This is a genomic window from Pseudoxanthomonas winnipegensis (assembly GCF_030322905.1).
Taxonomy (GTDB): domain Bacteria; phylum Pseudomonadota; class Gammaproteobacteria; order Xanthomonadales; family Xanthomonadaceae; genus Pseudoxanthomonas_A; species Pseudoxanthomonas_A winnipegensis.
On sequence record NZ_CP095475.1, the window covers coordinates 1619441 to 1633048 of the forward strand.

14 protein-coding genes are annotated in these 13608 nt (G+C 68.7%); 7 read left to right on the forward strand and 7 right to left on the reverse strand.

The window, feature by feature from the left end:
- Nucleotides 1–127 precede the first annotated feature (127 nt).
- The gene (locus MWN52_RS07210) at nucleotides 128–1417 is read left to right on the forward strand and encodes a porin (protein WP_286577248.1); all 1290 of its coding nucleotides are present in this window, start codon (nucleotides 128–130) and stop codon (nucleotides 1415–1417) included.
- 745 nt (nucleotides 1418–2162) lie between these two features.
- Here the strand turns inward: MWN52_RS07210 and nth are convergent.
- The 3 genes from nth to MWN52_RS07225 are packed head-to-tail and all read right to left on the reverse strand — an operon-like array spanning nucleotide 2163 to nucleotide 3984.
- Nucleotides 2163–2840 (reverse strand): endonuclease III, encoded by a 678-nt coding sequence (nth, locus tag MWN52_RS07215; protein WP_130534790.1) that lies wholly within the window; start codon nucleotides 2838–2840, stop codon nucleotides 2163–2165.
- A complete protein-coding gene (locus MWN52_RS07220; RefSeq protein ID WP_286577251.1) occupies nucleotides 2837–3202 on the reverse strand; it encodes a hypothetical protein in 366 nt (121 codons plus the stop codon). Before MWN52_RS07220 ends, nth begins: the two co-directional genes overlap by 4 nt.
- Complete coding sequence (locus MWN52_RS07225; RefSeq protein ID WP_286577253.1) at nucleotides 3202–3984, reverse strand: enoyl-CoA hydratase/isomerase family protein; 783 nt, start codon at nucleotides 3982–3984, stop codon at nucleotides 3202–3204. Before MWN52_RS07225 ends, MWN52_RS07220 begins: the two co-directional genes overlap by 1 nt.
- Nucleotides 3985–4159: 175 nt before the next feature.
- Here MWN52_RS07225 and MWN52_RS07230 point away from each other — a divergent pair, with 175 nt between their 5' ends.
- From MWN52_RS07230 to MWN52_RS07240, 3 genes are all read left to right on the forward strand, one after another.
- Nucleotides 4160–4888 carry an FKBP-type peptidyl-prolyl cis-trans isomerase N-terminal domain-containing protein gene (locus tag MWN52_RS07230; protein WP_130519139.1) on the forward strand — a complete coding sequence of 243 codons (729 nt, stop codon included), beginning with the start codon at nucleotides 4160–4162 and terminating at the stop codon, nucleotides 4886–4888.
- 97 nt (nucleotides 4889–4985) lie between these two features.
- Nucleotides 4986–5786 (forward strand): CoA pyrophosphatase, encoded by an 801-nt coding sequence (locus MWN52_RS07235; RefSeq protein WP_286577254.1) that lies wholly within the window; start codon nucleotides 4986–4988, stop codon nucleotides 5784–5786.
- Nucleotides 5783–6637 (forward strand): sulfurtransferase, encoded by an 855-nt coding sequence (locus MWN52_RS07240; RefSeq protein ID WP_286577256.1) that lies wholly within the window; start codon nucleotides 5783–5785, stop codon nucleotides 6635–6637. Before MWN52_RS07235 ends, MWN52_RS07240 begins: the two co-directional genes overlap by 4 nt.
- On the opposite strand, the gene MWN52_RS07245 is transcribed toward MWN52_RS07240, so the two are convergent.
- The 3 genes from MWN52_RS07245 to uvrA all read right to left on the reverse strand — a co-directional run bounded on the left by MWN52_RS07245 (nucleotide 6612) and on the right by uvrA (nucleotide 10868).
- Complete coding sequence (locus MWN52_RS07245; RefSeq protein WP_286577258.1) at nucleotides 6612–7403, reverse strand: enoyl-CoA hydratase/isomerase family protein; 792 nt, start codon at nucleotides 7401–7403, stop codon at nucleotides 6612–6614. The genes MWN52_RS07240 and MWN52_RS07245 overlap by 26 nt on opposite strands.
- 79 nt (nucleotides 7404–7482) lie before the next feature.
- Complete coding sequence (locus tag MWN52_RS07250) at nucleotides 7483–7911, reverse strand: acyl-CoA thioesterase (protein ID WP_130534784.1); 429 nt, start codon at nucleotides 7909–7911, stop codon at nucleotides 7483–7485.
- Entirely contained in the window at nucleotides 7911–10868 is a 2958-nt protein-coding gene (gene uvrA / locus MWN52_RS07255; protein WP_286577260.1) for an excinuclease ABC subunit UvrA, read from the reverse strand. Before uvrA ends, MWN52_RS07250 begins: the two co-directional genes overlap by 1 nt.
- A gap of 276 nt (nucleotides 10869–11144) precedes the next feature.
- Between uvrA and rplU the strand changes: the two genes are divergently transcribed.
- From rplU to obgE, 3 genes are all read left to right on the forward strand, one after another.
- Nucleotides 11145–11468, forward strand: a complete 324-nt coding sequence (gene rplU, locus MWN52_RS07260) for a 50S ribosomal protein L21 (protein ID WP_130519127.1) — start codon at nucleotides 11145–11147, stop codon at nucleotides 11466–11468.
- A 12-nt stretch (nucleotides 11469–11480) separates the two neighbouring features.
- The gene (gene rpmA, locus MWN52_RS07265) at nucleotides 11481–11741 is read left to right on the forward strand and encodes a 50S ribosomal protein L27 (RefSeq protein WP_130519125.1); all 261 of its coding nucleotides are present in this window, start codon (nucleotides 11481–11483) and stop codon (nucleotides 11739–11741) included.
- A gap of 200 nt (nucleotides 11742–11941) precedes the next feature.
- On the forward strand, nucleotides 11942–13009 hold the full coding sequence (gene obgE, locus MWN52_RS07270; protein WP_130519123.1) for a GTPase ObgE: 1068 nt from the start codon (nucleotides 11942–11944) through the stop codon (nucleotides 13007–13009).
- Between the two features lie 269 nt (nucleotides 13010–13278).
- Here the strand turns inward: obgE and rpsT are convergent, their stop codons facing one another.
- Nucleotides 13279–13548: a 30S ribosomal protein S20 gene (gene rpsT / locus MWN52_RS07275; RefSeq protein ID WP_130519121.1), complete on the reverse strand. Its 270-nt coding sequence runs from the start codon at nucleotides 13546–13548 to the stop codon at nucleotides 13279–13281.
- Nucleotides 13549–13608: the final 60 nt, after the last annotated feature.

Genomic DNA, 13608 nt, shown 5'->3' on the forward strand with positions numbered 1-13608 from the left:
GGATCGGCTGTCTTGCGAATGTCATCAAAGTGACCCGTGAGCGTCACGGGCTTAGCGGAATCTTCACGCCGTCGCCCCGGGGGAGCACCAGGGGCACAGCCCTCGCATCCACCACCCGGAGAGAACCATGCGTTCCCATATCCTTGCCGTGGCCGTCGTCGCCGGCCTCGGCCTAGCGTCGAGCCCCTACGCCCACGCCCAGTCGAGCAAGAAGGCCAAGCCCGTCGCCGCGACCTCCGCGACCGCGACCGAGATCGAGGCGCTGAAGGCGCAGCTGGCCGCGATGCAGTCGCAGATCCAGCAGCTGCAGACCCAGGTCGCCCAGCAGGAAGCCCAGTCCGACGCGCAGTCCGAGGTCAACGTCGTCCAGGCGCAGGCCATCGAGGCCTCGGCCGCCACCACCACCAAGGTGGACGGCCTGTCCAAGCTGGTCAACGACAACAAGATCGGCGGCCGCATCTTCTTCGACCTGACCAGCGTCGATCAGAAGAGCAACGGCGTGAAGACCAACTCGACCGGCACCGGCTTCGACGTCAAGCGCTTCTACCTGACCTTCGACCACAAGTTCAACGACATCTGGTCGGCCAACATCACCACCGATGCGCAGTACTTCTCGGTGACCCCGGGCCCGGGCAGCGCCAACGGCGACGGCAAGCGCGCCGACAGCGTCGAGGTCTTCATCAAGAAGGCCTATGTGCAGGGCAAGTTCGACGACGCCTTCACCGTGCGCGTCGGTGCGGCCGACATGCCGTGGGTCCCGTTCGTGGAGAAGTACTACGGCTACCGCTACGTCGAGAACACGCTGATCGACCGCCTGTCCTATGGCACCTCGGCCGACTGGGGCGTGCACGCCTTCGGCGACCTGGGCGCCGGCTTCAACTACGCCACCTCGGTGGTCAGCGGCGGCGGCTACCGCAATCCGGGCCGCAGCAAGGGCATGGACTGGGAAGGCCGCCTGGGCTTCGCGCCGACGCCGGAGACGATCATCGCCATCGGTGGCTACACCGGCGAGCGCGCCAAGGAAACCCAGAACTTCGACCCGCCGCAGACCGCCAAGCGCTTCGACGCGATGGCCGCCTACGCCGGCTCCAAGTTCCGCGCCGGCGTGGAGTACTTCCAGGCCAAGAACTGGGCCGTCACCAACACGGTCGAGGACAAGGCCGATGGCTACTCGGGCTGGGCCAACGTGGCGCTGACCGATGGCGGCATCAATCTGTTCGCCCGTTACGACAAGGCCAAGCTGAGCAAGGACGTCGATCCGAACCTGGAAGAGACCTACTACAACCTCGGCGTCGAGTTCCCGGTGACCAAGGGCTTCAAGCTGGCCACCGTCTACAAGAACACGCACCGCGACAACGACCGCAACATCGACACCAAGACCAGCGAGTTCGGCGTGTGGGGCGACGTGTCGTTCTGATCGACTTCCCCTCGATCGACGTCATCCGGCGGCGGAGCGAAGGCTCCGCCGCTTTTTTTTGTTTCTACGGAAATGCATGAGCTCGGTGAGCGCCACTTCGGCCACCAGCCTCGACCCGGCCGGGCGCGTCTCCTCGGCTCGGTTGTTCCTCCATCGCTGGCGATTGAACGGGAAGAGCCTGCCCGCGCCTCGTGCTTCGGTGGGAGCCGCCATGGCGGCGATGAGGCTCCACCGGGAAAGCCCCATCGCCGCAATTGACCAAAAAGGCCACAAGGGCAGCTCCCACCTGTAGAGCGGAGCTTGCTCCGCTGCTCTTCGTTCAGTTCGTGGGAAAGGCCACAGCGGAGCAAGCTCCGCTCTACACATAGGCCGTTGCGAGATTTGAGGAGACAGTTGCGCCTACAGAGAGCGCGCCGGCGCTCCGCGAGAGGAAAGATCAGGACTGCTTCGAACCGAAGCCTGCGTACACAAAGCGCGCGGCAGCGGGCCGGCGGGCGGTGACCGCGCCTAGCGAGGCAGGAGGCCGAGCGCCTTAAGTCAGGGCAGGATGCCCTGACCGAGGGATAAGCGGACGCCGCCCGCCGGCCCGCTGCCCTTCCGAAGTCCGAACGCGCAGGCGTCGCACTCCCGAGCCAGGTCGCGGGTTCGAGTCCCGTCCGCTCCGCCAGTCGCAAGAACCTCTTTGAGAAAGAGCAAAGAGGAGTGCATGAGAGCGGCAGATCGGCCGCTCTCTTTGTCCCACCACTCACTCCTGCCGCTCAACCGTCTTGTCCGGAAACCGGCACAGATCGCGGATCACGCATTGCGGGCAGTCCGGCTTGCGCGCCTTGCACACGTAGCGGCCGTGCAGGATCAGCCAGTGGTGCGCGTTGTAGAGATACTGCGGCGGGATCACCTTGACCAGCCGGTCCTCGACTTCGCGCACGTTCCTGCCCGGCGCCAGGCCGGTGCGGTTGGCGACGCGGAAGATATGCGTGTCCACCGCCATCGTCGATTCGCCGAACGCCGTGTTGAGCACCACGTTGGCCGTCTTGCGGCCCACGCCGGGCAGCGCCTCCAGCGCCTCGCGCTGGCGCGGCACCTGCCCCTCGTATTGCTCGACCAGGATCCGGCAGGTGGCGATGACGTTCTTGGCCTTGGCGTTGAACAGGCCGATGGTGGAGATGTAGCGCTTCAGGCCGTCCTCGCCCAGCGCGAGGATCGCCTGCGGCGTGTTGGCCACCGGGTAGAGCCGGCGCGTGGCCTTGTTGACGCCCACGTCGGTGGCCTGCGCCGACAGGATCACCGCGATCAGCAGCTCGAACGGCGTGGTGTATTCCAGCTCGGTGGTCGGGTTGGGATTGAGCTCGGCCAGGCGCGAGAACAGCTCGGCGATCTCCGCGCGCGTGAGCGTGCGGGAGCGGCGTGTCGCAGCGGGGCTCACGTGCGCGGCGTTCCGGCGGCGCGCGCCTTGGCCCGGGCCAGGGCGGCGGCCACGGCAGGGGGCAGGGCGGGCGCCTGCGGGCTCGGCGTGGCGGCGGGCTTGATCCGGCGCGCCTGGCGCTCGGCCGCACGCCGGGCCAGACGCGCGGCGCGTGCGCGATAGCGCTCCCTGGCCGCCCAGGCGACGTGCAGGCGCTGCTGCGCCGCGGCCACCTGCGCCAGCGCGGCGGCGCAGTGCGCGCAGGTCCCGGGGTCCGCAGGCACGTCCATCAGCCCGGCCTCGAGCGCCGCATCGAGCCTGTCCTCGGCCAGCAGCGCGGCCAGCGCCAGCACCTGGGCGCAGTCGTGTCCGTCGATGCCCATCAGCGCCCCGAGAACTGCGGCTTGCGCTTCTCGACGAAGGCCGCGGTGCCCTCGCGCATGTCGGCGGTGGCGAACATCAGCCCGAACTGCGCGCCCTCGAACTGCAGGCCTTCGCCCAGCGCGCATTCGCCGCCATGGATGACCGACTCGAGGATCGCGCGCAGCGCCAGCGGCGCGGCGCTGGCCAGCTGCGCGGCCAGCGCATCCACGCGCGCATCCAGCGCGTCGGGCGGTACGACCTCGTTGACGATGCCCAGCGCCAGGGCGCGCGCGGCGCTGATCGGCGCGCCCAGCAGGCACAGCTCCAGCGTGGCCGCGCGCCCGGCCAGGCGCAGCAGGCGCTGGGTGCCGCCGAAGCCGGGGATCAGGCCCAGGTTGATTTCCGGCTGGCCGACCTTGGCGGTCTCGGCGGCGATGCGCAGATGGCAGGCCATCGCCAGCTCCAGGCCGCCGCCGAGGGCGAAGCCGTTGACCCGCGCGATCACCGGCTTGGTCAGGGTCTCGATGGTGCGCATCAGGGTCTGCCCGCGCAGGCCGAAGTCGCGCCCGGCCATGGCATCCATCGTGGTCATGCCGGCGATATCGGCGCCGGCCACGAACGCCTTGGGCCCGGCGCCGGTCAGCACCACCACGCGCACGCCCGGGTCCGCGTCGGCGGCACGGAAGGCCTCGGTCAGTGCGGCGATGGTGTCGGCGTCGAGCGCGTTGAGCTTGTCGGGGCGGTTGACGGTGATGCGGCGCACCGCGCCCTCATCGGCGACCAAAACGGAGTTCTCAGCCATGCGACACGCCTTGTTCGTGAAAAATTGGTGAAGCGGGAACTTTCCCGCGGACAGGCCGGTCAATCGCGTCCATGCCTCACTGGCCGTTAAGTCCGGCGGGGGCTATCCTAGCGCGTCCATTTGGGCCGCAAGTGCTTGCTGGACCCAACCCTTGAACCCCGGAGGTTTGTAAGACATGAAGTTGCGTTTGCTTCCCGCCAGCGTGCTGGCCATGACTCTGGCCGCAGGCACCGCCGCAGCACAGACCTCGACCGCCCCGGCTTCCACGCCCGCTCCCGACCGCAATGCCCTGAGCTATGCGCTGGGCTACGACCTGGGCCGCAACCTGATCGAAAGCGGCGAGTCCGTCGATCTGGCCACCGTGCAGAAGGCCTTGAACGAAGGCTACGCCAAGAAGGAACCCTCGGTTCCGGTCGACCAGCTGCGCACCGCCGTGCAGCAGATGGAAGCGCGCCAGATGGCCAAGGCCAAGGCCGCGTTCGACCAGGCCGCCGCCGCCAACAAGACCAAGTCCGACGCCTTCCTGGCGCAGAACAAGGCCAAGGCCGGCGTGCAGTCCCTGCCGGGTGGCGTGCAGTACCGCGTGGTCGAAGCCGGCAGCGGCGCCAAGCCGACCCAGGCCAGCACCGTGACCATCCAGTACAAGGGTTCGCTGGCCGATGGCCGCACCTTCGTCGATACCTTCAGCCCGCAGCAGGGCCAGACCACCCCGCCGCCGCCGGCCAGCCTGAAGGTCAGCGAGATCCCGCTGGCGGGCCTGCGCGACGCGCTGGTGCAGATGCCGTCCGGCTCGCGCTGGGAAGTGGTGCTGCCGCCGGAAAAGGCCTACGGCAACACGCCGCAGTCGCCGATCGGCCCGAACCAGGCCGTGGTGTTCGACGTCAAGCTGGTGGGCGTCAAGTAAGCCTGCGCGCTGCCGCAGTGTGGCAAGACGATGCGCCGGCCCGTCCGGCGCATCGTCGTTTCAACCGTCCCAAAACTTCGTTCCGCTTCGATCGTCCATGTCTGCCGCCTCCGCCCCCAGCCTGCTGTCGCCGTGCATCGGCGTGTGCCGCATGCGCGCCGACGGGCTGTGCGCGGGCTGCCTGCGCACGCTGGACGAAATCGCCGGCTGGGCGCGGATGGGCGATGATGCGCGTTCGACCCTGATGAGCGCGCTTCCGCTGCGTCGCATGCCTGCCGATCTTCCCGCGCTGTTGCCCGAGTACCCCCAGCTGCAGCGCGCGCTGCATCCGCTGGACGCGGCACCGGCGGCACGCGGCTGGAACCAGGGCGAGATCGACGACATGCTCCGCAGCAAGCCGCCCGCCGCCGCCGCGGTGCTGGCCGGGCTTGTACCGCGTGCGAACGGGACGACCGTGCTGCTGACCCGCCGTCACGACGACCTGCGCCACCACGGCGGGCAGGTGAGCTTCCCGGGTGGCCGCGTGGACCCGGGCGACGCCGATGCCATCGACGCGGCCCTGCGCGAGAGCCAAGAGGAAATCGCGCTCCCGCGCCATCAGGTGCAGCCGCTGGGCCTGCTCGATCCGCTGGCCACGGTCAGCGGCTTCCTGGTCACGCCGGTGGTGGCGGTGGTGGATCCGGCCTTCGTGCCGGTGCCCAACCCGGGCGAGGTCGCCGAGGTGTTCGAAGTGCCGCTGGACTATCTGATGGCGCCGGACAACCTGCGCAGCGTGGAGTTGTCGTTCAAGGGCCGTGCGCGCACCGTGCTGGAATACGACTGGGCCGCGCAGCGCATCTGGGGCGCGACTGCGGCCATCCTCTACAACCTGCGCCGACGCCTGGAGGCTGTGGCATGAACTGGACCACCCTGGTCGATCCCACCGTCCTGCTGCTGCACCTGCACGACCCGGACCTGCGCCTGGTCGATGCCCGCTTCACGCTATCCGACCCGGCCGCCGGCCGCGCCGGCTACACGCAGTCGCATCTGCCGCATGCGGTCTTCGCCGATCTCAACGAGGACCTGTCCGACCTCTCGCGGATCGCCGAAGGGCAGGGCCGGCATCCGCTGCCGGACGAGGACGCGTTCAAGGCCCGACTGGGGCGCTGGGGCATCGGGCCCGAGCACCAGGTGGTGGTCTACGACGCCGGCGATGGCAGCATGGCCGCCGCGCGCCTGTGGTGGCTGTTGCGCCTGCTGGGTCACGCGCGGGTGGCGGTGCTCGACGGCGGCCTGGCCGCCTGGCGCACCGCCGGCCTGCCGGAGACCGAGGCAGTGCCCGCGCCGGTGCCGCTGCCGCCGTATCCGGGCCACTTCGACCACACGCGCATCGTCGATGCCGACCAGGTCGCCGCGCGCCGCGCCGAGGCGCCGGGCTGGCTGATCGACGCGCGCGCCTTCGAGCGCTACAGCGGCCAGCAGGAGCAGGTCGATCGCGTGGCTGGGCATGTGCCCGGCGCGGTCAATCGCCCGTTCCAGGACAACCTGGCCGATGGCCGCTTCCGCGATCCGCAGGCCCTGCGGCTGGAGCTGCTGGCCCTGCTCGGGCCGCATGCGGCGCGCGATGCGGTGCTGATGTGCGGATCGGGCGTGACCGCCTGCCATCAGCTGCTCGCGTTCGAACACGCCGGCCTGCCCGGGCCGAAGCTCTACGCCGGCTCGTGGAGCGGCTGGATCGCCGACCCTACGCGGCCGGTGGCGACTTCCTGAGCCGAGCGGCCATCGCCTGCAGGGCGGCCTGGGTGTCCGGGCCGAACCACTGCTCGATGAACTCCTCCAGCACCACCGTCTCCAGCGCCGCGACCATGTCGGTGCGGGCGATCGCGCGGGTCCTGCGCAGCGGCGTCTGCGGCAGCCGCGCCAGCGCCTGCAGCCGCTGCACCGCGTGCTCGACCGTGGCCGCGGCATCGTCTGCGAGCGCGTCGACCAGGCCGATGCGCAGCGCGTACTCGGCGCTGACCATCGCCCCGGGCACGACCAGCAGGCTGGTCTGGTGGGCGCCGATCGCGCGGCGCATCAGATGCTGGATCCCGTCGGGCACGGCCAGCCCCACCTGGGTCTCGTTGAGGCCGATCTGCAGCGGATGCGCCGCATCATTGCTGCGGCACATCACGCGATAGTCGCTGCACAGCGCCAGCACGCAGCCGCCGGCCGGCGCATGGCCGGTCAGCGCGGCGGCCACCGGGATGGGTGCGGCGGCGATGATGCCGGCCAGGCCGAGGAAGGCCGACCACGTCGCACGCAGGGCGTCGCGGTCCTGTCCGTGCGAGATCAGATGCGGCACATCCAGCCCGCCACTGAACACCCGTTCGTTGCCCGACAGCACCACGCCGGCAACCTGGGCATCGGCGAAGCTGTCCTCGAGCGCGCGCGCCAGCGCCTGCATCAGCGCATCGTCGAGCGCGTTGACCGGCGGCCGCGCCAGGCGCAGTTCGCGCACGGCACCGTGGGACAGGACCTGGACCAGCTCGGACATCGCACGCCTCCTACCAATGCAGCGGGCCCGCATGATAGCGGGCCCGTGCGGTGAGGTATGGAAAGACGCGGGGCAGGCCCTAGACGCTGGCCTGGCGCACCGCCTCGGGAATCGGCGCGCTCTTGCCGGTGGCCGTGTCGATCCACACCACCACCACGTGGCCATCGGAGTACAGCACCGTGTCATCGTTGTCGGCCACGATGCGGTGGCCGATGGTCACGCTGGAATTGCCCAGGCGCTCGACGAACAGCTCCACGACGATGTCGTTGGGCCACACGATCGGCCGGCGGTAGTTGACGTCGGTATTGGCCACCACCGGCGAGATGCCGCGGCCCATGGTCTGGCCGCCGGTGACGCCGTGCAGCCAGCGCACGCGCGCCTCCTCCAGGTAGGAGATGTACTTGGCGTTGTTGACATGGCCATAGGCATCCATGTCGCGCCAACGCACGGAGATCGGCACGCGCGCCAGTACCTTGCGCGCAATCGGGGTTTCGCTCGCTTCGCTCATCAGGAAGAGGCCTTCTTCTTGCTTGGGATCCTGGCGGATTTGGCCGCGGACTTGGCCGCCTTCTTGGCCGCCATGCGCGGCGGCAGCACCTCGTCCTTGGCTACCGCCGCCGGCTTGCTGGCCTTGGCCTTGGTGTCCGGCAGCAGGTGCGCCAGGAAGCGGCCGGTGTGCGAGGCCGGGTTGGCCGCCACTTCCTCCGGCGTGCCGGTGGCGATGATGGTGCCGCCGCGGTGGCCGCCCTCGGGGCCGAGGTCGACGACCTGGTCGGCGGTCTTGATCACGTCCAGGTTGTGCTCGATCACCACGATGGTGTTGCCGTCGTCGCGCAGCTTGTGCAGCACCGCCAGCAGATGCTCGATGTCGTGGAAGTGCAGGCCGGTGGTGGGCTCGTCCAGGATGTAGAGCGTGCGCCCGGTGTCGCGGCGCGAGAGCTCCTTGGACAGCTTCACGCGCTGGGCCTCGCCGCCGGACAGCGTGGTCGCGCTCTGGCCCAGCTTGACGTAGCTCAGGCCCACGTCCATCAGCGTTTCCAGCTTGCGCGCGATCGACGGCACCGGCTCGAACAGCTTCAGCGCGTCCTCGACGGTCATCTCCAGCACGTCGTTGATGTTGAAGCCCTTGTAGAGGATCTCCAGCGTCTCGCGGTTGTAGCGCTTGCCATGGCACACATCGCAAGGCACGTACACGTCGGGCAGGAAGTGCATCTCGACCTTGATCAGGCCATCGCCCTGGCAGGCCTCGCAGCGGCCGCCGCGCACGTTGAAGCTGAAGCGCCCCGGCGAGTAGCCGCGCGCACGCGCCTCTGGCACCTGCGCGAACAGCTCGCGCAGCGGCGTGAACAGCCCGGTATAGGTGGCCGGGTTGGAGCGCGGCGTGCGCCCGATCGGCGACTGGTCGATGTCCACCACCTTGTCGAACAGGTCCAGCCCGGTAACCTCGTCGTAGGGCGCGATCTGGTGCGAGGCGCCGTTGATCTCGTTGGCCGCCAGGCTGAACAGCGTGTCGTTGATCAGCGTCGACTTGCCCGAGCCGGACACGCCGGTGATGCAGGTGAACAGCCCCGCGGCGATCTCCAGGTCCACGCCCTTGAGGTTGTTGCCGCGCGCGCCGGTGAGCTTGAGCGTCATCTTCGGGTTGGGCTTGTGCCGCGCCTTGGGCACCTCGATGCGGCGCTTGCCCGACAGGTATTGCCCGGTCAGCGAGCGCGGCGCCTTGAGCAGATCCTCCAGCGTGCCTTCGCCGACGATCTCGCCGCCGTGCACGCCCGCGCCCGGACCGATATCCAGCACGTGGTCGGCCGCGCGGATCGCGTCCTCGTCGTGCTCGACCACGATCACCGTATTGCCCAGGTCGCGCAGGCGCGTCAGCGTGCCGAGCAGGCGCTCGTTGTCGCGCTGGTGCAGGCCGATGGACGGCTCGTCCAGCACGTACATCACGCCGACCAGGCCGGCGCCGATCTGGCTGGCCAGACGGATGCGCTGGGCCTCGCCGCCGGACAGCGTGTCGGCCTTGCGCTCCAGGGTCAGGTAGTCCAGGCCCACATCGATCAGGAAGCCCAGCCGCTCGGCGATCTCCTTGATGATCTTGACCGCGATCTCGCCGCGCCAGCCGGCGAGCTTGAGCTCGCGGAAGAACGCCAGCGCCTGGTCCACCGGCAGCACGGCGATCTCCGGTAGCGGGCGATCGGCCACGAACACGTTGCGCGCGGCGCGGTTCAGACGCGCGCCGCCGCACTCGGGGCAGGGCTGCTCGGAAATGAACTTGGCCAGCTCCTCGCGCACGGCCGGCGATTCGGTCTCGCGGTAGCGGCGCTCCAGGTTGGGCACGATGCCTTCGAACTTGTGCTTGCGCTGGGTGCGCCCGCCCGATTCGGTGAGGTAGGTGAAGGTCACCAGCTCATCGCCGCTGCCGTACAGCACCGCCTTCTGGACCTTCTCCGGCAGGATCATCCACGGCGCATCGACGTCGAACTTGTAGTGCTTGGCCAGCGAGGCGATCAGCTGGAAGTAGTAGGCGTTGCGCCGGTCCCAGCCGCGCACCGCGCCGGCGGCCAGCGACAGCTCCGGATGCACCACCACGCGCGCCGGGTCGAAGAACTGCGCCACGCCCAGGCCATCGCACTTGGGGCAGGCGCCGACCGGGGAGTTGAACGAGAACAGGCGCGGCTCCAGCTCGGGCAGCGAGTAGTCGCACACCGGGCAGGAGTACTTGGACGAGAACAGCTGCGGCGGCGCGTCGGGCTGATCCAGCGACATCACCGCGGCCATGCCGTCGCCCAGCTTCAGCGCGGTCTCGAAGCTCTCCGAAAGGCGCTGCTTGATGTCCTCGCGCGGCTTGAAGCGGTCGATCACCGCCTCGATGGTGTGCTTGACGCGCAGCGCCAGCGGCGGCACCGCGTCGATCTCGTAGAGCTCGCCGTCCACGCGCACGCGCACGAAGCCCTGCGCGCGCAACTGGTCGAACACCTGGGCGTGCTCGCCCTTGCGCTCGCGGATCACCGGGGCCAGCAGCATGTAGCGCTGCTCGCCATCCAGCGCCAGCACCTGGTCGACCATCTGGTTGACCGTCTGCGCCTCCAGCGGATAGCCGTGGTCCGGGCAGCGCGGGATGCCCACGCGCGCATAGAGCAGGCGCAGGTAGTCGTAGATCTCGGTGATCGTGCCGACCGTCGAGCGCGGGTTGTGCGAGGTGGACTTCTGTTCGATCGAGATCGCCGGCGACAGCCCCTCGATGTGGTCCACGTCCGGCTTTTCCATCACGCTCAGGAACTGGCGCGCGTAGGCCGACAGCGACTCGACGTAGCGGCGCTGGCCTTCGGCGTAGATGGTGTCGAAGGCCAGCGAGGACTTGCCCGAGCCGGACAGGCCAGTGATCACGATCAGCTTGTCGCGCGGCAGATCGAGATCGATGTTCTTCAGGTTGTGCGTGCGAGCGCCGCGGATGCGGATACTGTCCATGCCTTGGGGGTCTGGCCTGTGCAGGAAGGGGAGGGCGCCGGCACGTGTCGATCCGTCGCGAATCGGTCAGCCTAGCGAGTCCCCTGTATGGGGGCAATTGACGGATTTCCGAAGGCCCCGGGGCGGCCGGACGACCCCCGGGGACCGCGGGCGGGCACGGGATGGGGTGACTTGCTCCAAGTCACTGATCCGGCTATCATTCCGCTTCTGTCCGCCCCTCGATGGGCGGCAGGCACGAGAATAACTACGAAAAGCCAACACAAAGAGGAAGCACCCATGTACGCAGTTCTGGTCACGGGCGGCAAGCAATATCGCGTCATGCAGGGCGAGACCCTGCGCGTGGAGAAGCTGGACGCCGAAGCCGGTAAGGCCATCACCTTCGACACCCTGCTGATGCTCGGCAGCGACGACGGCATCAAGCTGGGCGACGCGCTGAAGGGCGCCACGGTCACCGCGACGGTCAAGTCGCACGGCCGCGCCGACAAGGTGAAGATCATCAAGTTCCGCCGCCGCAAGCACCACATGAAGCACCAGGGTCACCGGCAGCACTACACCGAAATCGAGATCACCGGAATCAACGCTTCCGGCGACAACAAGTAAGGAGCGCAAGTCATGGCACATAAAAAGGGCGTAGGTTCTTCGCGCAACGGCCGCGACTCCAACCCGAAGATGCTGGGCGTGAAGGTCTATGGTGGCCAGGCGATCGAAGCCGGCAACATCATCGTCCGCCAGCGCGGTACGCAGTTCCACCCGGGTCCGGGCGTCGGCCTGGGCCGCGACCACACGCTGTTCGCGCTGGTCGACGGCAAGGTCGATTTCTCGGTCAAGGGCGCGGCCAAGCGTCGCACCGTGAGCGTGGTGACCGAGGGCTGAGCCTTCGCGTCGCTGCGTCGCGAAAGCCCCGCTTCGGCGGGGTTTTTCGTTTGTAGCCGGGATGTCGGGATTGGGGATTTGGGATTCGCGAAGGCGGATTCGGCGGGTTCTTCGATTCCTTGTCTCCGTTCTTTGCCGGGGTCGCTAAACTGCGGCGTCCGGTGGTTCTTTCCAATCCCGAATCGCGAATCCCGAATCCCATGAAGTTGGTAGACGAAGCGGAAATCCAGGTCATCGCCGGCAATGGCGGCAATGGCTGCGTCGGCTTCCGGCGCGAGAAGTTCATCCCGCTGGGTGGCCCGGACGGCGGTGACGGCGGCAATGGCGGCAGCGTGTGGCTGCAGGCCGACGAGAACCTCAACACGCTGGTCGACTTCCGCCACCAGAAGAACTTCCGCGCCCAGCGCGGCGAGAACGGCATGGGCCGGCAGATGTACGGCAAGGCCGGCGAGGACCTGACCATTACCGTGCCGGTCGGCACGATGGTGGTCAACGTCGGCACCGACGAGGTGATCGGCGACCTCACCACGCACGGCGATCGCCTGCTGGTGGCGCGCGGCGGCAAGGGCGGGCTGGGCAACATGCACTTCAAGTCCTCGATCACCCGCGCCCCGCGCCGGGCGACGCCGGGCGAGGAGGGCGAGGAGCGCCTGCTCAAGCTCGAGCTCAAGCTGCTGGCCGACGTGGGCCTGCTCGGCTTCCCCAACGCCGGCAAGAGCACGCTGATCCGCGCGGTGTCGGCGGCCACGCCGAAGGTGGCCGACTATCCGTTCACCACCCTGTATCCCAATCTGGGCGTGGTCAGCGTCGAGCCGCACCGCAGCTTCGTCATCGCCGACGTGCCGGGCCTGATCGAAGGCGCGGCCGAGGGCGCCGGGCTGGGCACGCAGTTCCTGCGCCACCTGCAGCGCACCCGCCTGCTGCTGCACCTGGTGGACATGGCGCCGGTGGACGAGGCCTTCGCCGACACCGGCGTGACCGTCTCGCCGGCCGAGCAGGTGCGCGCCATCGAGCGCGAGCTGCGCAAGCACGATCCGGAGCTGCTGGAGAAGCCGCGCTGGCTGGTGCTCAACAAGGCCGACCTGATGTTCGAGGACGAGGCCGCCGAGCGCGCCCGGGCGGTCATCGAGGAACTGGGCTGGACCGGCCCGTGGTATGTGACCTCGGCGATCTCGCGCGAGGGCACCTGGCCGATCATGCAGGCGATCATGGCCTTCTTCGACCGCCAGCGCGAAGAGGCGCTCGAGGCTGCGCAGAACGCCGGCTAGGTCTCGCGGGAGGCATGGCCGTGACGCATCCAACGCCGGAATCGGGCGGTGTCCGCCTGTGTAGAGCGGAGCTCGCTCCGCTGCTCTTGCCTGCTTGGCACATGGGAGCGGCGCCTCTGGAGCAGACGGGCGACGGACAATCCTGGGCAGGCTTCAGCGGAGCAAGCTCCGCTCTACGGGGGTGCGTGACCGTTGTCTGCGGCAATCCGTGGGCAACAAAAAACCCGGCCGAAGCCGGGTTTCCTGTTGCCCTTGCCGTCAGTGGAGCGTCAAGCGGCCTTGAGGGCCTTGATGCGCGCGGTGAGGCGGCTCTTATGACGGGCGGCCTTGTTCTTGTGGATCAGGCCACGCGAGCTGAAACGGTCCAGCAGCGGCTGGGCGGTGGCGAAGGCGGCTTCGGCGCCGGCGGCGTCGTTGGCGTCGAGGGCCTTGATGACTTTCTTGACGGCGGTGCGCAGCATGGAGCGCTGAGCGACGTTGCGCGCGTTGCGCACGACGGTCTGCTTGGCGCGCTTCTTGGCGGACTTGATATTGGCCACGTTGGGATCCTGAGAAGACTTGGGGTTGACGGCGGGCGGAAAAACGAACGGGAAATTATG

What these genes read in the sequence shown, in the direction of transcription:
- MWN52_RS07210 (WP_286577248.1), top strand. Translation starts at nt 128, where the DNA reads ATGCGTTCCCATATCCTTGCCGTGGCCGTCGTCGCCGGCCTCGGCCTA.
- MWN52_RS07220 (WP_286577251.1), bottom strand. Translation starts at nt 3,202, where the DNA reads ATGGGCATCGACGGACACGACTGCGCCCAGGTGCTGGCGCTGGCCGCG.
- MWN52_RS07225 (WP_286577253.1), bottom strand. Translation starts at nt 3,984, where the DNA reads ATGGCTGAGAACTCCGTTTTGGTCGCCGATGAGGGCGCGGTGCGCCGC.
- MWN52_RS07230 (WP_130519139.1), top strand. Translation starts at nt 4,160, where the DNA reads ATGAAGTTGCGTTTGCTTCCCGCCAGCGTGCTGGCCATGACTCTGGCC.
- MWN52_RS07235 (WP_286577254.1), top strand. Translation starts at nt 4,986, where the DNA reads ATGTCTGCCGCCTCCGCCCCCAGCCTGCTGTCGCCGTGCATCGGCGTG.
- MWN52_RS07240 (WP_286577256.1), top strand. Translation starts at nt 5,783, where the DNA reads ATGAACTGGACCACCCTGGTCGATCCCACCGTCCTGCTGCTGCACCTG.
- MWN52_RS07245 (WP_286577258.1), bottom strand. Translation starts at nt 7,403, where the DNA reads ATGTCCGAGCTGGTCCAGGTCCTGTCCCACGGTGCCGTGCGCGAACTG.
- MWN52_RS07250 (WP_130534784.1), bottom strand. Translation starts at nt 7,911, where the DNA reads ATGAGCGAAGCGAGCGAAACCCCGATTGCGCGCAAGGTACTGGCGCGC.
- uvrA (WP_286577260.1), bottom strand. Translation starts at nt 10,868, where the DNA reads ATGGACAGTATCCGCATCCGCGGCGCTCGCACGCACAACCTGAAGAAC.
- rplU (WP_130519127.1), top strand. Translation starts at nt 11,145, where the DNA reads ATGTACGCAGTTCTGGTCACGGGCGGCAAGCAATATCGCGTCATGCAG.
- rpmA (WP_130519125.1), top strand. Translation starts at nt 11,481, where the DNA reads ATGGCACATAAAAAGGGCGTAGGTTCTTCGCGCAACGGCCGCGACTCC.
- obgE (WP_130519123.1), top strand. Translation starts at nt 11,942, where the DNA reads ATGAAGTTGGTAGACGAAGCGGAAATCCAGGTCATCGCCGGCAATGGC.